This is a genomic window from Streptomyces sp. PTL18 (assembly GCF_059510295.1).
The window spans coordinates 24,817-44,532 of record NZ_JCAJZO010000034.1 but is presented as its reverse complement, the minus strand read 5'-3'; the positions used below and the strand labels follow the sequence as shown (position 1 = coordinate 44,532).

At 69.9% G+C, this 19,716-nt stretch carries 14 protein-coding genes, 7 tRNA genes and 2 pseudogenes; 15 read left to right on the top strand and 8 right to left on the bottom strand.

Annotated features, from left to right (window positions below; genetic code table 11):
• The first annotated feature begins 3 nt into the window (after window positions 1-3).
• The 7 genes from AC5WS8_RS35225 to AC5WS8_RS35195 all read left to right on the top strand — a co-directional run bounded on the left by AC5WS8_RS35225 (window position 4) and on the right by AC5WS8_RS35195 (window position 5,763).
• Window positions 4-76, top strand: a tRNA-Glu gene (locus AC5WS8_RS35225).
• Between the two features lie 37 nt (window positions 77-113).
• Window positions 114-188 (top strand) — tRNA-Asp (locus AC5WS8_RS35220).
• A gap of 24 nt (window positions 189-212) precedes the next feature.
• Window positions 213-286 (top strand) — tRNA-Phe (locus AC5WS8_RS35215).
• 168 nt (window positions 287-454) lie between these two features.
• The gene (locus tag AC5WS8_RS35210) at window positions 455-715 is read left to right on the top strand and encodes a hypothetical protein (RefSeq protein WP_496107584.1); all 261 of its coding nucleotides are present in this window, start codon (window positions 455-457) and stop codon (window positions 713-715) included.
• Between the two features lie 231 nt (window positions 716-946).
• A complete protein-coding gene (hrpA, locus tag AC5WS8_RS35205; RefSeq protein ID WP_496107583.1) occupies window positions 947-4,891 on the top strand; it encodes an ATP-dependent RNA helicase HrpA in 3,945 nt (1,314 codons plus the stop codon).
• A 93-nt stretch (window positions 4,892-4,984) separates the two neighbouring features.
• Window positions 4,985-5,059, top strand: a tRNA-Asp gene (locus tag AC5WS8_RS35200).
• 500 nt (window positions 5,060-5,559) lie between these two features.
• Window positions 5,560-5,763: a DUF6274 family protein gene (locus tag AC5WS8_RS35195; protein WP_496107582.1), complete on the top strand. Its 204-nt coding sequence runs from the start codon at window positions 5,560-5,562 to the stop codon at window positions 5,761-5,763.
• A 475-nt stretch (window positions 5,764-6,238) separates the two neighbouring features.
• Here the strand turns inward: AC5WS8_RS35195 and bldC are convergent, their stop codons facing one another.
• Together bldC and AC5WS8_RS35185 are read right to left on the bottom strand one after the other, a co-directional pair.
• Window positions 6,239-6,445, bottom strand: coding sequence for a developmental transcriptional regulator BldC (gene bldC / locus AC5WS8_RS35190; protein ID WP_003949541.1), 207 nt, complete (start codon window positions 6,443-6,445; stop codon window positions 6,239-6,241).
• 568 nt (window positions 6,446-7,013) lie between these two features.
• On the bottom strand, window positions 7,014-7,856 hold the full coding sequence (locus AC5WS8_RS35185) for a DUF8083 family protein (protein WP_496107581.1): 843 nt from the start codon (window positions 7,854-7,856) through the stop codon (window positions 7,014-7,016).
• A gap of 234 nt (window positions 7,857-8,090) precedes the next feature.
• Here AC5WS8_RS35185 and AC5WS8_RS35180 point away from each other — a divergent pair, with 234 nt between their 5' ends.
• The gene (locus AC5WS8_RS35180) at window positions 8,091-9,173 is read left to right on the top strand and encodes a Leu/Phe/Val dehydrogenase (RefSeq protein WP_496107580.1); all 1,083 of its coding nucleotides are present in this window, start codon (window positions 8,091-8,093) and stop codon (window positions 9,171-9,173) included.
• Window positions 9,174-9,476: 303 nt separating this feature from the next.
• The gene (locus AC5WS8_RS35175; protein WP_496107579.1) at window positions 9,477-9,728 is read left to right on the top strand and encodes a DUF3073 domain-containing protein; all 252 of its coding nucleotides are present in this window, start codon (window positions 9,477-9,479) and stop codon (window positions 9,726-9,728) included.
• A gap of 68 nt (window positions 9,729-9,796) precedes the next feature.
• Here the strand turns inward: AC5WS8_RS35175 and purM are convergent, their stop codons facing one another.
• From purM to purS, 6 genes are all read right to left on the bottom strand, one after another.
• Window positions 9,797-10,870 (bottom strand): phosphoribosylformylglycinamidine cyclo-ligase, encoded by a 1,074-nt coding sequence (purM, locus tag AC5WS8_RS35170; RefSeq protein ID WP_496107578.1) that lies wholly within the window; start codon window positions 10,868-10,870, stop codon window positions 9,797-9,799.
• Window positions 10,871-10,902: 32 nt separating this feature from the next.
• Window positions 10,903-12,429 (bottom strand): amidophosphoribosyltransferase, encoded by a 1,527-nt coding sequence (gene purF / locus AC5WS8_RS35165; RefSeq protein ID WP_496107577.1) that lies wholly within the window; start codon window positions 12,427-12,429, stop codon window positions 10,903-10,905.
• A gap of 303 nt (window positions 12,430-12,732) precedes the next feature.
• Window positions 12,733-13,530, bottom strand: a complete 798-nt coding sequence (locus AC5WS8_RS35160) for a maleylpyruvate isomerase family mycothiol-dependent enzyme (RefSeq protein ID WP_496107576.1) — start codon at window positions 13,528-13,530, stop codon at window positions 12,733-12,735.
• A 219-nt stretch (window positions 13,531-13,749) separates the two neighbouring features.
• The gene (purL, locus tag AC5WS8_RS35155; RefSeq protein WP_496107575.1) at window positions 13,750-16,008 is read right to left on the bottom strand and encodes a phosphoribosylformylglycinamidine synthase subunit PurL; all 2,259 of its coding nucleotides are present in this window, start codon (window positions 16,006-16,008) and stop codon (window positions 13,750-13,752) included.
• Window positions 16,005-16,685 carry a phosphoribosylformylglycinamidine synthase subunit PurQ gene (purQ, locus tag AC5WS8_RS35150; protein WP_496107574.1) on the bottom strand — a complete coding sequence of 227 codons (681 nt, stop codon included), beginning with the start codon at window positions 16,683-16,685 and terminating at the stop codon, window positions 16,005-16,007. Before purQ ends, purL begins: the two co-directional genes overlap by 4 nt.
• Entirely contained in the window at window positions 16,682-16,945 is a 264-nt protein-coding gene (gene purS, locus AC5WS8_RS35145; protein WP_496107573.1) for a phosphoribosylformylglycinamidine synthase subunit PurS, read from the bottom strand. The genes purQ and purS overlap by 4 nt, the downstream gene beginning before the upstream one ends.
• A 376-nt stretch (window positions 16,946-17,321) precedes the next feature.
• Here purS and AC5WS8_RS35140 point away from each other — a divergent pair, with 376 nt between their 5' ends.
• From AC5WS8_RS35140 to AC5WS8_RS35115, 6 genes and pseudogenes are all read left to right on the top strand, one after another.
• Entirely contained in the window at window positions 17,322-17,639 is a 318-nt protein-coding gene (locus AC5WS8_RS35140; RefSeq protein ID WP_496107572.1) for a histone-like nucleoid-structuring protein Lsr2, read from the top strand.
• Window positions 17,640-17,832: 193 nt separating this feature from the next.
• Window positions 17,833-17,907, top strand: a tRNA-Gly gene (locus tag AC5WS8_RS35135).
• Between the two features lie 77 nt (window positions 17,908-17,984).
• A tRNA-Gly gene (locus AC5WS8_RS35130) sits at window positions 17,985-18,057 on the top strand.
• Between the two features lie 147 nt (window positions 18,058-18,204).
• Window positions 18,205-18,978, top strand: a pseudogene (locus AC5WS8_RS35125) (ABC transporter ATP-binding protein); the annotation flags it as partial.
• 5 nt (window positions 18,979-18,983) lie between these two features.
• Window positions 18,984-19,545: pseudogene (locus AC5WS8_RS35120) on the top strand (response regulator transcription factor).
• A 22-nt stretch (window positions 19,546-19,567) separates the two neighbouring features.
• Window positions 19,568-19,643, top strand: a tRNA-Gly gene (locus AC5WS8_RS35115).
• The last annotated feature ends 73 nt before the right edge of the window (window positions 19,644-19,716 follow it).

The window sequence follows — 19,716 nt, the reverse complement described above, 5'->3', positions numbered from 1 at the left end:
ATAGCCCTCATCGTCTAGCGGCCTAGGACGCCGCCCTTTCAAGGCGGTAGCACGGGTTCGAATCCCGTTGGGGGCACGCACCACCCTGTGCGACACTGTCGTACACAGCGCTTGGTCCTGTGGAGCAGTTTGGAGTGCTCGCCACCCTGTCAAGGTGGAGGCCGCGGGTTCAAATCCCGTCAGGACCGCTGAGGTTTCACGTGAAATCTCGTGGCTGGGTAGCTCAGTTGGTACGAGCGTCCGCCTGAAAAGCGGAAGGTCGCCGGTTCGACCCCGGCCCCAGCCACCGCACCGAAAGCCTCGTCCTCCGGGACGGGGCTTTCGTCGTGAACGGGGTCGCCGAGGGCTCCCACTGAGGACTTCCCGAGCCCGACAGCTTGGCATGTCCCCTTCCGGGCGCTACGTTCTGCCTGATCCAGGCAGGGACGGGAACCATGAGTCGGGGGCGGGTGCCGTGCAGGACACCGAACTGGAGAAGACGCGGGCTCGCTACGGCCTGCTCGCGGTGATCGTCAGCAACGTCGCCATCGTCGGCGTGACGATCTTCGGCGTCTGGCGTCTGGGCGGCGACAAGTCGGTCATGGTCGGCGTCCTCACCGCGGCCTTCACGGCGGTCAGCAGCATGACCACCGCGTACCTGGGCATCAAGGCGGTCTCCAACACGGCGAAGTCGATGGCGGCCCGGGAAAAGCCGGCGACGGCACCGGAGCACTGAACCAGGCAGCGTCCGCACACGAGCCCGCGCCGCGCCGACGGCGGGACCCGGACGCCGCACCCGCCACACCGCACCCGCCACGCCGGAAGGACCCTCCGCGCCGGAAGGACGCGCCCCGGCCGCGGCCACGCCGCACGGAAACCCCGGTCCGGCCGCCGGAGGCGATCGGGCGAATCGCCGCAGGCAATTCGTTAGCCAGGAATTTCGCCGAGGTGAGATCCTGGACCGCGTATGTCTACGCATCCCGCCCCCGCCCTCGGCACCCTCGCTCCCCGCCTGCCCGAGCTGTCCCTGCGCGACGCGCACCGGCTCGGCCGCCGGCTCGAAGGCGCGCGCAAGATCCGCAAGCCCGAGGCCCGGGCCGTCGTCCTCGCCGAGATCGAGGCGGAGATCGCCAAGGCCGAGACGCGGATCGCCGAGCGCACCGCCCGCGTGCCCGCCGTCACCTACCCCCCGCAGCTCCCGGTCAGCCAGAAGAAGGACGAGATCGCCGACGCCATACGCGACCACCAGGTCGTGATCGTGGCCGGTGAGACCGGCTCCGGCAAGACCACCCAGATCCCCAAGATCTGCCTCGAACTGGGCCGGGGCGTCCGCGGGATGATCGGTCACACCCAGCCCCGCCGTATCGCCGCCCGCACGGTCGCGGAACGCGTCGCGGAGGAGCTCGACACGCCCCTCGGCGACGCTGTCGGCTGGAAGGTCCGCTTCACCGACCAGGTGAACCCGGACGCCACCTTCATCAAGCTGATGACGGACGGCATCCTGCTCGCGGAGATCCAGACGGACCGCGAGCTGCGCGCCTACGACACGATCATCATCGACGAGGCCCACGAGCGGTCCCTCAACATCGACTTCCTGCTGGGCTACCTCGCCCAGCTCCTCCCCCGGCGCCCGGACCTCAAGGTCGTCATCACCTCGGCCACCATCGACCCCGAGCGCTTCTCCCGACACTTCGGCGACGCGCCGATCATCGAGGTCAGCGGGCGCACGTACCCCGTCGAAGTGCGCTACCGGCCCCTCCTCGAGGAGGAAGGGGACGACGCCGACCGGGACCAGATCACGGCGATCACCGACGCCGTCGAGGAGTTGACGGCCGAAGGCCCCGGCGACATCCTCGTCTTCCTCTCCGGCGAGCGCGAGATCCGCGACACCGCGGACGCGCTGACCAGGAAGCAGTACAGGTTCACCGAGATCCTGCCGCTGTACGCCCGGCTGTCGCACGCCGAGCAGCACCGCGTGTTCCAGCCCCACACGGGCCGCAGGATCGTTCTCGCGACGAACGTCGCCGAGACCTCCCTCACCGTCCCGGGCATCAAGTACGTCATCGACCCCGGCTTCGCCCGGATCTCCCGGTACAGCCACCGGACCAAGGTCCAGCGGCTGCCCATCGAGCCGGTCTCGCAGGCGAGCGCCAACCAGCGCAAGGGCCGCTGCGGTCGTACGTCCGACGGCATCTGCATCCGGCTCTACAGCGAGGACGACTTCGTCGCGCGCCCGGAGTTCACCGACGCGGAGATCCTGCGGACGAACCTCGCCTCCGTCATCCTCCAGATGACCGCGGCCGGCCTCGGCGACATCGAGAAGTTCCCGTTCATCGACCCGCCGGACCACCGCAACATCCGCGACGGCGTGCAGCTGCTGCAGGAACTGGGCGCGCTGGACCCGACGCAGAAGGACCCGCGCAAGCGCCTCACCGACACCGGCCGCAAGCTCGCCCAGCTGCCGGTCGACCCCCGCCTCGCGCGCATGGTGCTGGAGGCCGACAGGAACGGCTGCGTCCGCGAGGTGATGGTGATCGCCGCCGCGCTGTCCATCCAGGACCCGCGCGAACGGCCCGCCGACAAGCAGACCCAGGCCGACCAGCAGCACGCCCGTTTCAAGGACGAGACGAGCGACTTCCTCGCCTACCTCAACCTGTGGCGGTACATCCGCGAGCAGCAGAAGGAGCGGGGCTCCTCCTCCTTCCGCCGGATGTGCAAGCAGGAGTACCTCAACTTCCTGCGCATTCGCGAATGGCAGGACATCTACACGCAGCTGCGCACGGTCGCCAAGCAGATGGGCATCCACGTCAACGAGGACGACGCCCCGGCCGACCGCATCCATGTCTCGCTCCTCGCCGGTCTGCTGTCGCACATCGGTATGAAGGACGTGAAGGAGGGCGCGAAGAACGAGTACCTGGGCGCCCGGAACGCCAAGTTCGCGATCTTCCCGGGCTCGGCCCTGTTCAGGAGGCCCCCGCGCTTCGTGATGTCCGCCGAGCTGGTGGAGACCTCCCGTCTGTGGGCCCGGGTCAACGCGAAGATCGAGCCCGACTGGGTCGAGCCGCTCGCCGGCCACCTGCTGAAGCGGACGTACAGCGAACCGCACTGGGAGAAGGACCAGGCGGCCGTGATGGCGTACGAGAAGGTCACGCTCTACGGCGTCCCGATCGTCGCCCAGCGGAAGGTGAACTACGGCCGGATCGACCCCGAGGCCAGCCGTGAGCTGTTCATCCGCAACGCCCTGGTGGAGGGCGACTGGCGCACGCACCACAAGTTCTTCGCCGACAACCGCAGGCTCCTGAGCGAGGTCGAGGAACTGGAGCACCGCGCCCGGCGCCGGGACATCGTCGTCGACGACGAGACGCTGTTCGACTTCTACGACCAGAGGGTGCCCGAACACGTGGTGTCCGGCGCGCACTTCGACTCCTGGTGGAAGCACAAGCGCCACGAGCAGCCCGACTTCCTCGACTTCGAGCGCGAGATGCTCATCAACGAGAAGGCGGGCGCGGTCACCAAGGAGGACTACCCCGACTCCTGGCGCCAGGGCCGGCTGAAGTTCCGGGTCACATACCAGTTCGAGCCGGGCGCTGACGCGGACGGCGTGACCGTCCACATCCCGCTCCAGGTCCTCAACCAGGTCACGGACGAGGGCTTCGACTGGCAGATCCCCGGTCTGCGGGAAGAGCTGGTCACGGAACTGATCCGCTCCCTCCCCAAACCGATCCGCCGCAACTACGTGCCGGCGCCGAACCACGCGAAGGCGTTCCTGGAGAAGGCGGTGCCGCTGCAGGAGCCGCTGACGACCACGATGGCGCGCGAGCTGAAGCGCATGGTCGGCGTGCCGTTCGAGGCCGAGGACTTCGACCAATCCAAGGTGCCGGACCACCTGAAGATCACCTTCCGGATCGTTGACGAGCGACGCCGGAAGCTGGCGGAGGACAAGGACCTCGAGGCCCTGAAGCTGAAGCTCAGGCCCAGGGCGCGCAAGGCGCTGTCGCAGGCCGCGGCGGCCACCGCCGAGCGGCGGGGCGGCGAGTCCCTGGAGCGCACGGGCCTCACGGACTGGACGATCGGCACGCTCACCCGGGTCTTCGAGACCCGCCGGGCCGGCCATCCGGTGAAGGCGTTCCCGGCGCTGGTCGACGACGGCGACACGGTGTCCGTACGCCTCTTCGACACGGAGGCGGAGCAGGCGGAGGCCATGTGGAAGGGCACACGCCGGCTCATCCTCCGCAACATCCCGGTGAACCCCGCGAAGTTCGCATCCGAAAAGCTGACCAACCAGCAGAAGCTGGCCCTGTCCGCGAACCCGCACGGCTCGATCCAGGCCCTGTTCGACGACTGTGCGATGGCGGCGGCGGACCAGCTGATCGGGGACTTCGGGGGGCCCGCGTGGGACGAGGAGTCGTACCGGAAGCTGTACGACAAGGTGCGTGCGGAGATCGTCGACACGACGGTGCGCACGGTCGCGCAGGTGCAGCAGGTGCTGGCCGCCTGGCAGTCCTGTGAGCGCCGCCTGAAGGCCGTACGCAGCCCGGCGCTGCTGCCGAACCTGACGGACGTCCGGGCGCAGCTGGACGCCCTCGTGAAGCCCGGGTTCGTGACGGAGGCGGGGATACGGCGGCTGCCGGACCTGCTGCGCTACCTGGTGGCCGCGGACCGGCGCCTCCAGCAGATGCCGACGAACGTGCAGCGGGACACCACGCGCATGGAGAAGGTCCGGGAGATGCAGGACGAGTACGCGTGGCTGCTGGAGCAGCTGCCGCAGGGCCGTCCGGTGCCGCAGCAGGTCCTGGACGTCCGCTGGATGCTCGAGGAGCTCCGGGTCAGCTACTTCGCCCACGCGCTGGGCACGGCGTACCCGATCTCGGACAAGCGGATCGTGAAGGCGATCGACGCCGCGGTACCGTGACGACGCGGGCACGAAGGGTGAGTTCGACCAGGGGCTCACCCTCCTGTACAGTCTCTTCTCGCAGCGCAACGCACGAGAAGCGCCGCGAGACCTGGTCCTGTGGAGCAGTTTGGAGTGCTCGCCACCCTGTCAAGGTGGAGGCCGCGGGTTCAAATCCCGTCAGGACCGCATCGGAGAGGCCCGCATCCGGCAACGGACGCGGGCCTTCGCCATGCCCCCGTCCCACCACAGAGACGGAGGCCGCGCCCGCGGCGCGCAGCCGCGAGAGGTTGCCGGACCGGGACCGAGCCGCCGCCGCGCAGCGACGGGGCCGTTCCCCCGCGCAGGAACGGAGCCGTTCGCCGAACCGGGACGGAGCCGCCGCCGCGCAGGGACGGAGCCGTTCGCCGCGCAGGGCACGTCCGCCGTGCTGCAGAACGGCCCACGCGCCCGGAAGGGGTCCGGGGCGGAGTCCCGTACCGGCGAGCCAACACCGGCCCCGCACCGCCCACGCCCGCCGGCCGCACACTCGCCGCACCCTCGCCGCACCCGGCCGCACCCGGCCGCACCCGGCCGCACCCGAGCGGCAGCGCCGAGCCGCAGCGTCCTGTGCCTTGACGGCGTCAGTTTCCCTCGGTACCCCAGAAGTCAGGGCTCCCTGTGTGCGGGCGGCCCCGGGGAGGTGGCGTATGGCGGCGTCCGTTCGGCACGAGACCGGTGCCCTGCTCCGCGCCCATCTGTCCGCCGCCGCCGGGTACCGCCATCTGACCCGGCACTGCCCCATCTGCCATCACCTTCTGCGCCTGGCCATGGAACCCGCCCAGCGCGGCGAGGAGGCCCTCCAGGAGGCTCCGGAGGGCGACGGCGCCTCCGAGAGCGCCACGACGGCCTGACAAACCCGCAGGTTCGTCCCGCGTCCGCGTGGGCACTCCTGGACGTGCGGCCGCTCAACACCCGCCGTTCAACGGGCTGTTCTCTAGCCCAGAGAGCGCATACCCGACAAGGACTCCGGCATGTGACGGGTGTCACCACACCGGTTTCGGGAACCGCCGCCCTTACCCCCCTCCTACAAAGGGTCAATTTAATATGTGCAATTGCACTCTGCTCCGAGGGCACGCACAGCGGTTCCGACACCGGGCCCCAGTCTCCGACAAGGCCGCTCACAGGAGACCCCCGCACACCCGGTCGGCGCACAAAAAAGATCGCGCTGGACCCGGCGGAGTCCAGCGCGATCCACGACGCACCCTTGTTGTGCCTCTACTGCCTCGGGCGTGAGTCCTGTTGGGGCAGGACCCGCGTCGCTTGGAGCTGTTGTCGCGGACGTCACGGCAGGTGGGGGACCTGCCCTTATGTCCGGCTATGCGGTTGTCAGGCCTCGCTGCGCTGCTGCGGGATGCCCGCGAGCAGGGCGCGGACCTCGGCCTCGCGGTAGCGGCGGTGCCCGCCGAGCGTACGGATGGACGTGAGCTTGCCGGCCTTCGCCCACCGCGTGACCGTCTTCGGGTCGACGCGGAACATGGTGGCGACCTCAGCCGGGGTCAGCAGCGGCTCGGCATCAGGGGTGCGAGCGGTCATGAGCGGCCTCCTCGGGAGAACCGAACCTTCTCGGTTCTTTCCTCTAAATTCTGCACCTTGACCCGCGTTGCCCGAAATGAGCGGACGCGAGTCGAGTCGGTTATAGGACGAACGGCTTGTCCTCGGCACTACAACTACACCATCTGTCCAGCCGCGTCGGCCAAACCGATGGAATTGCCCTCCCAGGTAGGCATCAGCCGCGGAAGCCGATGGACCATGCCATAGCGGACAGTCACGCCACTGTGACGATCAGTCACAGGGCGCTCAGGAGTCACGAGACCCCCCAAAGCGTGCAATGCTGAGTTTCCGCCCAGATGTGGGCAGAAGGGGCCTCCCCCGGGCTCCTTGTCCTATTTTGGCATGAGGAGGGCCGTAAGGCGCAAGGTCCTTGTAAGTGCCGTCCGTCACGCTTGGCGGGATAAGCCCCGGATCGGTCGCTACGTCCCCGCATCGACCTCGCACTGAACTGCGGTACGTCAACCATGGGCCAAGGGTTGCGACTTCACCATGTCTCGTGGGTCACAATTCGAGCAACGGTTCACCGAGGGTCCTGGCCGAGGGGCCGCCCTCAGTTCGCGGACCGGCGGTCCCGTACGGCCCGCCAGCGCTCCACCAGCCGTCCGTACGCCTCCCCGGCCGTCGCCCCGTCCCCGAGCCGCAGGGCCTCGACGCCCTCGGCGACGTCCGCGGCCGAATGGTCGGCGTCCAGCTCCGCGGCCGGCAGGACGTGGACCAGCCCCCCGTAGTCCAGCTCGACCATCGAGCGCGGGTGGAACTCCTCCAGCCACCGCCCGACGTCCACCAGCCCGTCGATCAGCGGACCCTCGTCGATCGCGTCCTTCAGCGTCCTGAGCGCCCGCGCGACACGCCGCCGGGCCTGCACCATGGGCGTGCGGTAACGCAGCATCGGGGGCACCTCGCCGGTCCCCTTCTCGTACCTGCGCTCCTCGTCGGAGACCAGCACGAACCAGTTCAGCGGCACCTGCCAGGTCGCGGTGCGGATCCAGGGGCGCGCGTCCGGGTTCCGCTCCCGCCAGCGCTCGTAGTCCTGCGCGGCCTGGCGGCGGACGACGGGCGGCAGGACCGCGTCCAGGACCGGCGGCGGCAGCTCCTCGGCCAGCTCCCCGAGCGCCTGCCAGCCGCGCAGCCGGGTGCGCCAGGGGCACACGCACAGCACCCCTTCGACCTCGGTCACGAAGGCGTCGTCGCTCTCGTGGACCGGCACCGGGACAGGGGGCGTGGGCAGCAAGTCGGCCAGGGAACGGCGCAGTTCGTCCTGGTAGGAGGGGCGGTCGGGACGGCGGGCGTAGCGGGCCCAGTGGCTGCGCTCCGGCTCCTGGAAGGCGGCCAGCGGTTCGTACACGCGCAGGTAGGACGCGTACGGAACGATCACCGAGGACACCTTGGGCACACCTGCTCCCTCCCCACCCGAACCCGACCCGAACCCGCCCGGGCGCCGGCCCGGCCGAGGTGGAAAACCCTTGCAAATCGTCCCACGAACCCGTCCGGGCGTACTCCGAGGGAGGGTGATCCTCGGCACTGCGCACGTCGTGGGCGCCCGCACGCTCTACGCTCATGCCCACGGGCCCCGCCACCCGCACGGGACCCGCCCCCAACCGCCGCAACTCAACCGGGAGTCACCACCGTGACCGACGTAACCGACGGCGTCCTGCACACCCTGTTCCGCTCGGATCAAGGTGGCCATGAGCAGGTCGTGCTCTGCCAGGACCGGGCCAGTGGCCTCAAGGCCGTCATCGCGATCCACTCCACCGCCCTGGGCCCCGCCCTCGGCGGTACCCGCTTCTACCCGTACGCGAGCGAGGAGGAGGCGGTCGCCGACGCACTCAACCTCTCGCGCGGGATGTCGTACAAGAACGCCATGGCCGGTCTCGACCACGGCGGCGGCAAGGCCGTCATCATCGGCGACCCCGAGCGGATCAAGACCGAGGAGCTGCTGCTGGCGTACGGCCGCTTCGTGGCCTCGCTCGGCGGCCGGTACGTCACCGCGTGTGACGTCGGCACCTATGTGGCCGACATGGACGTGGTGGCCCGGGAGTGCCCCTGGACCACGGGCCGCTCCCCCGAGAACGGCGGCGCGGGCGACTCCTCCGTGCTCACCGCCTACGGCGTCTTCCAGGGCATGCGGGCCTCCGCGCAGCACCTGTGGGGCGACCCGACGCTGCGCGGCCGTACGGTCGGCATCGCGGGTGTCGGCAAGGTCGGGCACCACCTGGTCGAGCACCTGCTCGAGGACGGCGCCGAAATCGTGATCACGGACGTGCGGCCGGACGCCGTGCGCCGGATCACCGACGCCCACCCGCAGGTCGCCGTGGCCGCCGACACCGACGCCCTCATCCGCACCGAGGGCCTCGACATCTACGCCCCGTGCGCGCTGGGCGGCGCCCTCGACGACGACACCGTGCCGGTGCTGACGGCGAAGGTGGTGTGCGGCGCGGCCAACAACCAGCTCGCGCACCCGGGTGTGGAGAAGGACATCGCCGACCGGGGGATCCTTTACGCGCCGGACTACGTCGTCAACGCCGGCGGTGTCATCCAGGTCGCCGACGAGCTGCACGGCTTCGACTTCGACCGGTGCAGGGCGAAGGCGGCGAAGATCTTCGACACCACACTGACGATCTTCGCACGTGCGAAGGAAGATGGCATTCCGGCGGCTGCGGCGGCCGACCGGATCGCCGAGCAGCGGATGGCGGAGGCGCGCGGACGGTGATCTTCCGCAAGGGGACCACCCGTGTGTGACCGGTACCCGCCGACGAGCAGTTTGAGAGGACTCTCACTTTCATCGGCGGGTCGTCGGCCAATAAGTGGTTAAAATCGGCCGTGACCAGCGAGGACAGGGCTCCTCGACGGTCATGGGCACACGCCCGTCCTGCGGGCGACGTACCGTATGGGCGTGGGCTCAGGTACCGTGGAAGCCCTACGGGCCGGTCTCTCCGCGGAGAGCCCGTTCCGGATCATGAACGCGTGTCAAGACTCTGGGGCCGTCGAGCCCCGTCGTTGAGGGGGTCGAGCCATGGGGCGCGGCCGGGCCAAGGCCAAGCAGACGAAGGTCGCCCGCCAGCTGAAGTACAACAGCGGTGGGACGGACCTCTCACGCCTGGCCGAGGAGCTGGGCGCATCGACGTCGAACACGTCGCCGAACGGCGACCGGTTCGAGGACGATGAGCACGACGACGACCTGTACGCACGGTACGCCGAGCTGTACGCGGACGACGACGAGGACGAGCAGGACGAGTCGTCCTCTCGGCACCGTCGCGGCGCTTGACCCTGCACTGATTTTCCACCCGGTCCGTGGCCCTGGCCACGGACCGGGTTCTGTGCTGTCGAGCGACCTCAGCCCGCGTAGTCCCCGACGAGGGCGGCGCCCGTCCCGTGGTCGCCCCGCTCGGTGATCCCGCCGGCGACCCAGGCGTCCACGCCGCGGTCGGCGAGGGCGGCGAGCGCGACGTCCGCCGACTGCTCGGGGACGACGGCGATCATGCCGACGCCCATGTTCAGGGTCTTCTCCAGCTCCAGGCGCTCTACGTCGCCGGTCCTGCCGACGAGGTCGAACACCGGCGCGGGGGTCCAGGTCGAGCGGTCGACGACGGCGTGCAGGTGCTCGGGGATCACCCGGGCCAGGTTGGCCGCGAGTCCCCCGCCGGTGACGTGGCTGAACGCGTGCACCTCGGCGGTGCGCATCAGGGCCAGGCAGTCCAGCGAGTAGATCTTCGTGGGCTCGAGCAGCTCTTCGCCGAGGGTGCGGCCGAGGTCGTCGACGTGCTGGTCGAGGCCGAGCTTCGCCCGGTCGAGCAGGACGTGGCGGACGAGGGAGTACCCGTTGGAGTGAAGTCCGGAGGCGGCCATGGCGATCAGCACGTCACCCGCGCGGACGCGTTCGGCACCGAGCAGCAGGTCGGCCTCCACGACGCCCGTACCGGCGCCCGCGACGTCGAAGTCGTCCGGACCCAGCAGACCCGGGTGCTCGGCCGTCTCACCACCCACCAGGGCGCACCCTGCCAGCACGCAGCCCTCGGCGATGCCCTTCACGATCGCCGCGACCCGCTCGGGGTGGACCTTGCCGACGCAGATGTAGTCGGTCATGAACAGCGGCTCGGCACCGCACACCACGATGTCGTCCATGACCATGGCGACCAGGTCGTGGCCGATGGTGTCGTAGACGCCCATCCGGCGCGCGACGTCGACCTTGGTGCCGACACCGTCGGTGGCGGACGCGAGCAGCGGGCGCTCGTAGCGCTTGAGGGCGGAGGCGTCGAAGAGGCCGGCGAAACCGCCGAGGCCGCCGAGGACCTCGGGGCGCTGCGTCTTCTTCACCCACTCCTTCATCAGCTCCACGGCGCGGTCGCCCGCTTCGATGTCGACGCCGGCAGCCGCGTAGGAAGCACCGGAAGCAGTGGTCTCAGACATTGCCTGGGATCTTTCGGTTGGTGATACGGGGCTTACGGGCGGCGGATCGCGTCGGTCGCGGCCGTGGCGGCGGGACCGGCCGCCAGCTCGGTCTCCAGCAGCTGCTTGCCCAGCAGCTCCGGGTCCGGCAGCTCCATCGGGTACTCGCCGTCGAAGCAGGCCCGGCACAGGTTCGGCTTGGCGATGGTGGTCGCCTCGATCATGCCGTCGATGGAGATGTACGCCAGGGAGTCGGCACCGAGGGAACGGCCGATCTCCTCCACCGACATGCCGTTGGCGATCAGCTCGGCGCGGGTGGCGAAGTCGATGCCGAAGAAGCAGGGCCACTTCACCGGCGGGGAGGAGATCCGGATGTGGACCTCGGCGGCACCCGCCTCGCGCAGCATCCGCACCAGGGCGCGCTGGGTGTTGCCGCGCACGATCGAGTCGTCGACGACGACCAGGCGCTTGCCCTTGATGACTTCCTTCAGCGGGTTCAGCTTCAGGCGGATGCCGAGCTGGCGGATCGTCTGCGAGGGCTGGATGAAGGTCCGGCCGACGTAGGCGTTCTTCACCAGGCCGGCACCGAACGGGATGCCGGAGGCCTCCGCGTAGCCGATGGCGGCCGGGGTGCCGGACTCCGGTGTCGGTATCACCAGGTCGGCCTCGACGGGTGCCTCCTCGGCGAGGCGGCGGCCCATCTCGACGCGGGAGGAGTAGACGTTCCGGCCGGCGATGTCGGTGTCCGGACGGGCCAGGTACACGTACTCGAAGACACAGCCCTTCGGCTTCGCTTCCGCGAACCGGGAGGTGCGCAGGCCGTTCTCGTCGATCGCGACGAACTCGCCCGGTTCGATCTCGCGGACGAAGCTCGCGCCGACGATGTCGAGCGCGGCGGTCTCGGAGGCGACGACCCAGCCGCGCTCCAGACGGCCGAGGACCAGCGGACGGATGCCCTGCGGGTCGCGCGCCGCGTAGAGGGTGTTCTCGTCCATGAAGACGAGCGAGAAGGCGCCCTTGACCTGCGGCAGGAGCTTGGGGGCCGCGTCTTCGACGGTCAGCGGCTTGCCGTCGTCGTCGACCTGGCCCGCGAGCAGGGCGGTGACGAGGTCGGTGTCGTTGGTGGCGGCGACCTGGGTGGCGCGGCCGTTCTCCTTGGGGAGGTCGGCGACCATCTCGGCGAGCTGCGCCGTGTTGACCAGGTTGCCGTTGTGGCCGAGCGCGATCGAGCCGTGCGCGGTGGCGCGGAACGTCGGCTGGGCGTTCTCCCAGACGGAGGCGCCGGTGGTCGAGTAGCGGGCGTGACCGACCGCGATGTGACCCTGGAGCGAACCGAGGGAGGTCTCGTCGAAGACCTGGGAGACCAGGCCCATGTCCTTGAAGACGAGGATCTGGGAGCCGTTGCTCACCGCGATACCCGCGGATTCCTGACCCCGGTGCTGGAGGGCGTAGAGCCCGAAGTACGTGAGCTTTGCGACCTCTTCACCCGGAGCCCAGACACCGAAGACGCCGCAGGCGTCCTGGGGGCCCTTCTCACCGGGGAGCAGATCGTGATTGAGTCGACCGTCACCACGTGGCACGCCACCGAGTGTAGGCGAGATCGTGCACTGGTCCGAATCCGGTCATCAGTGCCGCACACCGTGCGCCCTGGCCGCACGCCCATGGCCGCTGCCCGGGGATCGCGTTCACGACCTCGCCGTCTTCGCTGGTCAGCGCGGCGTTCCGACGGCTGCGGGCGGAGCGGGGCGCACAGCCGGACAGCTCGCTCGGCGGCTTCTCCACACCCCTGAGTGAGCCGTCGCACATCTTCCGGGTGAGCTCCGGGCCGCCCTCGGTGAGGTGACCGATGCGTACCGTCGCCTCACCGGGCCGACGCGGTCACGTCACGCCATCAGCGGCAGCAGACCGCTCAGGTCGGCCCGCTCGCCGCTCGCGCCGACCTTGGCGCCGGCGAGGGCGGTGTCCCAGGCCGTACGGCCGGTGGCGAGCCGGATCCAGGTCAGCGGGTCGGTCTCGACGACGTTGGGCGGGGTGCCGCGGGTGTGCCGGGGCCCTTCGATGCACTGCACGACGGCATACGGCGGGATGCGCACCTCGGTGGACGCACCGGGCGCCTTCACGGCGAGCGCGTCGGCGAGCAACCGGGTGGCGGCGGCGAGGGCCTGGCGGTCGTAGGGGATGTCGAGGCCGGGAACGGCGGCGTTCAGGTCGTCGGTGTGGACGACGAGTTCGACGGTACGGGTGACCAGGTAGTCGGCGAGCGGCATGGCGCCCGCGGTGCTGTCGAGCAGCCGGGTGCCGGGGTGCACGGCGAGGAGTTCGGAGAACTCCTTCTCGATGCCGGCGAGGTAGGCGTCCAGGTCGGGGTTCCGGGCGGCGAGTGTGCGGGTCGTGTCCGCGATGGCGGCGGAGTTGGCGGAGGTCGCGAAGGGCCAGTCCAGGACGGTGGCGTCCTGCGCGGCGGGTTCCGGCCTGCCGAGGAATCGGCCGAAGGCCGCGAGGGCCATCCCTATGTGCACGACCAGTTCCCGCACCGTCCAGTCCCCGAGCCGTGTGGCAAGCCCCAGCTGCTCGGCCGTGAGGGTCTCCACGGCATCCCGTACGTACCCGAACTGCGCGAGCACCGCGGTCCGGGTCTTGACGGGATCGTAGGTCCGAGTGCGCTTCTTGGCCGGGGGCATGGCGCCGAGCCTAGTGCCGCCCGAGGCGGAGGCGGGGGAAATTCACACGCGCTCGAACCGGCGCGGAGGACGGCCGGCGAAGGCCCCGCCGATCGAACCGGCGCGCAAGACGGACGACGAAGACCCCACCGGTCGAACCGGCGCGCAAGACGGACGACGAAGACCCCACCGGTCGAACCGGGCGGGGCCTTCGTCGTCGTACGACCGTCCGACGAGCTCTTACGCGAGCAGCGCCGGAATGGTGCCCTCATGGGCCTCGCGCAGTTCGGCCAGGGTCAGCTCGAACTCGCCCTGGACCTCGACCGTCTCCCCGTCCACGACACCGATGCGGGTGACCGGCAGGCCGCGCGCGCCGCACATGTCGTTGAAGCGGACCTCCTCCGAACGCGGCACGGCGACGATCGCGCGTCCCGCCGACTCGGAGAAGAGGAACGTGAACGCGTCCAGTCCGTCCGGCACGATCAGCCGCGCGCCCTTGCCGCCGAGCAGCGACGACTCGACCACGGCCTGGATCAGACCGCCGTCGGACAGGTCGTGCGCCGAGTCGATCATGCCGTCACGGGAGGCGGAGATCAGGATCTCGCCCAGGAGGCGCTCGCGCTCCAGGTCGACCTGCGGGGGCAGACCGCCGAGGTGGTCGTGGACCACCTGGGACCAGGCCGAACCGCCGAACTCCTCACGGGTGTCGCCGAGGAGGTACAGCAGGTGGCCCTCCTCCTGGAAGGCGACCGGGGTGCGCCGGGCGACATCGTCGATGACGCCCAGCACGGCGACCACCGGGGTCGGATGGATGGCCGCCTCGCCCGTCTGGTTGTAAAGGGAGACGTTGCCGCCGGTCACCGGGGTGCCCAGCTGCCGGCAGGCGTCCGCCAGTCCGCGCACGGCCTCCGCGAACTGCCACATCACCGCCGGGTCCTCGGGCGAGCCGAAGTTCAGGCAGTCCGAGACCGCCAGCGGCCTGGCGCCGGTGGTCGCCACGTTGCGGTACGCCTCCGCGAGGGCCAGCTGCGCGCCCGCGTACGGGTCGAGCTTGGCGTAGCGGCCGTTGCCGTCCGTGGCGATGGCCACGCCGAGGCCGGACTCCTCGTCGATGCGGATCATCCCGGAGTCCTCGGGCTGGGCGAGGACCGTGTTGCCCTGCACGAAGTGGTCGTACTGCTGCGTGATCCACTTCTTGGAGGCCTGGTTGGGCGAGCCCACCAGCTTCAGGACCTGGTCCTTCAGCTCCTCGGACGTCGCCGGGCGCGGAAGCTTGTTCGCGTCGTCGGCCTGCAGCTCGTCCTGCCAGGACGGGCGGGCGTACGGGCGCTCGTAGACCGGGCCCTCGTGCGCCACCGTGCGCGGGTCGACGTCGACGATCTTCTCGCCGTGCCAGTAGATCTCCAGGCGGTCCCCGTCGGTCACCTCACCGATGACGGTGGCGATCACGTCCCACTTGGCGCAGATCTCCAGGAAGCGGTCGACCTTCTCCGGCTCCACGACCGCGCACATGCGTTCCTGCGACTCGCTCATGAGGATCTCCTCGGGCGAGAGCGTCGAGTCACGCAGGGGTACGTCGTCCAGCGTCACGCGCATGCCGCCGGAGCCGTTCGAGGCCAGCTCCGAGGTCGCGCAGGACAGGCCCGCCGCGCCCAGGTCCTGGATGCCGACGACCAGCTTCTCCCGGAACGCCTCCAGGGTGCACTCGATGAGGAGCTTCTCCTGGAAGGGGTCGCCCACCTGGACGGCGGGCCGCTTGGAGGGCTTCGCGTCGTCGAAGGTCTCGGAGGCGAGGATCGAGGCGCCGCCGATGCCGTCGCCGCCCGTGCGGGCGCCGTACAGGATGACCTTGTTGCCCGCGCCGGAGGCCTTCGCGAGATGGATGTCCTCGTGCCGCATCACACCGATGGCACCGGCGTTGACCAGCGGGTTGCCCTGGTAGCAGGCGTCGAAGACCACCTCGCCGCCGATGTTGGGCAGGCCCAGGCAGTTGCCGTAGCCCCCGATGCCGGCCACGACACCCGGGAGGACCCGCTTGGTGTCGGGGTGGTCGGCGGCGCCGAAGCGCAGCGGGTCGACGACCGCGACCGGGCGCGCGCCCATCGCGATGATGTCGCGCACGATGCCGCCGACGCCGGTGGCCGCGCCCTGGTAGGGCTCGACGTAGGAGGGGTGGTTGTGCGACTCCACCTTGAAGGTGACGGCATAGCCCTGGCCGACGTCCACCACACCGGCGTTCTCGCCGATGCCGACGAGCAGGGCGTCGGACTCGGGGGCCTTCTCGCCGAACTGGCGCAAGTGGACCTTGCTGCTCTTGTACGAGCAGTGCTCGGACCACATCACGGAGTACATGGCGAGCTCGGCGCCGGTGGGGCGACGGCCCAGGATCTCGACGATCCGCTCGTACTCGTCCTTCTTCAGGCCGAGTTCGGACCAGGGCAGCTCGACGTCGGGGGTCGCGGCCGCGTGCTCGACCGTGTCCAGAGGCGTCCGGCTCATGCTTTGACCAGCTTCTTGAGGATCGAGGTGAAGAACGGCAGGCCGTCGGTACGACCGGTACCGATCAGCGGCTCGACGGCGTGCTCGGGGTGCGGCATGAGGCCGACCACGTTGCCGGCCTCGTTGGTGATGCCGGCGATGTCCCGCAGCGAGCCGTTCGGGTTGAAGTCCAAGTAGCGGAACGCGACCCGGCCCTCCGCCTCCAGCTTGTCGAGCGTGTACTCGTCGGCGACGTACCGGCCGTCCATGTTCTTCAGCGGGATGTGGATCTCCTGGCCGGCGGTGTAGTCGCCGGTCCAGGAGGTCTCCGCGTTCTCCACCCGCAGCTTCTGGTCACGGCAGATGAAGTGGAGGTGGTCGTTGCCGAGCATCGCACCCGGGAGGAGGTGGGCCTCGGTGAGGATCTGGAAGCCGTTGCAGATGCCGAGGACCGGAAGGCCCGCCTTCGCCTGCTGGATGAGGGGCTCCATCACCGGCGAGAAGCGGGCGATGGCGCCGGCCCGCAGATAGTCGCCGTAGGAGAAACCGCCGCACAGGACCACGGCGTCGACCTGCTTGAGGTCCCTGTCCTTGTGCCAGAGGGCGACGGGTTCCGCCCCGGCGACACGGATCGCGCGCTGGGTGTCCCGGTCGTCGAGGCTGCCGGGGAAAGTGACGACGCCGATACGGGTGGTCACTTCGAGGCCTCCGCCGCTTCCTCCACCTTTACGGTGAAGTCCTCGATCACAGTGTTGGCGAGGAAGGATTCGGCGAGAGCATGGATGCGGGCGAGCGCGGCGTCGTCGACCGGTCCGTCCACCTCGAGTTCGAAGCGCTTTCCCTGACGTACGTCGGAGATGCCGTCGAAACCGAGGCGCGGCAGTGCGCGCTGCACCGCCTGGCCCTGGGGGTCGAGGATCTCCGGCTTGAGCATGACGTCGACTACGACGCGTGCCACTGGCACTCCCGGTGTGTGGTGCTGAGCAGGTTCCTTCAGACTACCCGCACACAATTTCTACTCGCGTAGATTCGTAGCATCCTACGTGACGGTCATCACGATCCCGCATCGACGCGGTGCCCGCCACGGAAAATCCTCGGAAAAACCGCAGAAGAAGGACGGCCGGACATTGCGCGCGGACACGCGGAGGTATTCAGCCTGTCTTCACAATGCAATGCCGGGCACTGTACAAAGGAAAAGGCAATAGCCGATACTTTGCCCAATTACTGCCGGACAGTCGACACCTCACCGACATCCGCCGGACGACTGCGCAGGTCATGGTTGCGCGGGTCATGGCGAGTGACCTCAGAGGTGCCGCACGAAGGGACCGATATTCGTGGCGCAGCGTGTCGTGGTCACTCTCTTTGACGACATCGACGGCTCAGAAGCGGCGGAAACGATCGCCTTCGGACTGGACGGCAAGTCGTACGAGATCGACCTCAATCAAGCCAATGCCAAGAAACTGCGCAAGGCGCTGGAGCCGTACGTCGAGGCCGGCCGGAAGAAGGCCAAGTCGGGCCGGACGTACACGCACACGGCCCTGACCCCCGACCCGGCCGCGGTCCGTGCGTGGGCCCGCTCCAACAAGTTGGACGTGCCGCCGCGCGGACGGATCCCGAAGAAGGTGTACGAGGCGTTCGCCGAGGCGCAGTAGCCGCGAGCGCCCGGCCGGGGAGTCGGTGCGCTCGGGGTGGGGTCGCCCGCGGTTCCCCGCGCCTCCCGCGGGGGTGCTCCGCCCGCCCATCCGGGCGCGCAGGCAACCGACTTGCGTGGCACCCCTGGTGATCAGCTAGAGTCTGGGGCACGCCGAGGGGCGAGGCCGCGAAGGCCGAGGCCCGAGGGGTCACGCGGGTGTAGTTCAGTAGCAGAACACCCCCTTTCCAAGGGGGAGGCGCAGTGTGCAATCCCTGTCACCCGCTCCACGACACCGGTCCGACCACCCTTGTGGATCAGGTAGGCTGGTGCTCGCACCGATCGGTGAAAGCCGGTCGGGGGCAGTGCGGACGTAGCTCAGTTGGTAGAGCGCAACCTTGCCAAGGTTGAGGTCGCGAGTTCGAGCCTCGTCGTCCGCTCAGGAAAGCGAAGGCCCCGGTCGATCGACCGGGGCCTTCGTCGTCTGTGCGTCGTCCGCGGCTTCGGGCCGGCCCTCTGACATTTGTCACGGGGGCTGAGGACACCGCGCCCTGCCGCCCCTCCCCCGCGGCGCGGACGCTGGGGAGGTGAACAGCGACCAACGCGAGCGCGTGATCGATGTCGCTGGTCTTCGGCGCGTCCACGGGGGCGGATTCGAAGCCGTGCGCGGCATCACCCTCTCGGTGGGCCGCGGCGAGGTCTTCGCGCTCCTCGGCACCAACGGCGCGGGCAAGACGTCCACGATGGAACACGATGGGACTCCTCGAGGGCCTAGCCCCGCCGGCCGGCGGACGCGTACGGGTCATCGGGCGTGAGCCGTAGACCGAGCGGGCGGCCGTCCGGCCCCGGACGGCGTGATGCTCCAGGAGGGCGGCTGCCCCGCCGAACTGACGGTCGCTGAGACCGTCCGGATGTGGGCAGGTTGCACCAGCGGCGCCCGGGCCGTGAGCGAGGCCCTGGAGCCGGTCAGGGCTGACCCGGCGCCATGGCGTACGCGTCGAGCCGTTGTCCGGGGGTGAGAAGCGGCGCCCGGGCCCGGCACTCGCGCTCCCCGGGCCCGGCACTCGCGCTTCCCGGGCCGCCCCGCAGTCCTCTTCCTCGACGAACCGACCACCGGCCTGGACGCCAAGGGTCGCCAGGACACCTGGAGGGTGGTCCGCCAACTGCGCGCCGCGGGGACGACCGTCCCGCTGACGACCCGCTACCTGGAGGAGGCGGAAGTTCTCGCCGACCGGCCGGCCATCCTCCACGAGGGCCGTGTCGCCGTCTCCGGCACCGGCCGAGGCCACCGCCACCCAGCCCTCCCGGGTCCCTTCGACCTGCGCCAGGGCTACTTCCTCGGCGACCTGCTTCCGCTCGCGGACCCCTGGCCCCGGGCACGCTGCCGGCACTGGAGGACGACCTGCCGGTGGTGACCGAGCCGTCGCCGGCTCCGAGGCGCCGGCGACGGCGCGTGCGCACCGCCTCGACGGCGCCGTGCCGGATCTTCAGACGCCCGGGGCGGGCGGTGTGAAGGTGGCCACATCCCTCAGGGCCGAACTGCCGGAGTGACAGGTGCTGATCGTGACCGGTCACGGTCGCCCGGGGCATCTGAGGCGGGCGCCGGCTGCGGGCGTGCGCGGCTTCGTGCCGAAGACCGTCAGCGCCCAGCGCCTCGCCGAGAGCATCCGTACCGTGCACGGGGAAACCGCTGTGTGGACCCCGAGTTGGCCGCCGAGGCCATCGCCTCCGGGAACTCTCCGCCGACCGCCCGGGAGGCCGAGGTGCTGGAGCACGCGGCCGACGGGGCGCCGGTCTCGGACATCCCGCAGCGGGCCGCAGTGGCAGAGGGAACCGTACGGGGCCACCTCCCGTCGGCCGCCTCCGAGCTCGGCGTCGGGAACCGCCATGCCGCGGTGCGTCTCGCACGGGAGCGGGGTTGGGTATAGTTGGCTTCGCGCAGCGCGCAGTGCGGACGTAGCTCAGTTGGTAGAGCGCAACCTTGCCAAGGTTGAGGTCGCGAGTTCGAGCCTCGTCGTCCGCTCCATGGAGAAGCCCCCGGCCCAGGCCGGGGGCTTCTTCGTGCGCCTCGCGGCGCGTCCGGACGGTTCCTGACCGCC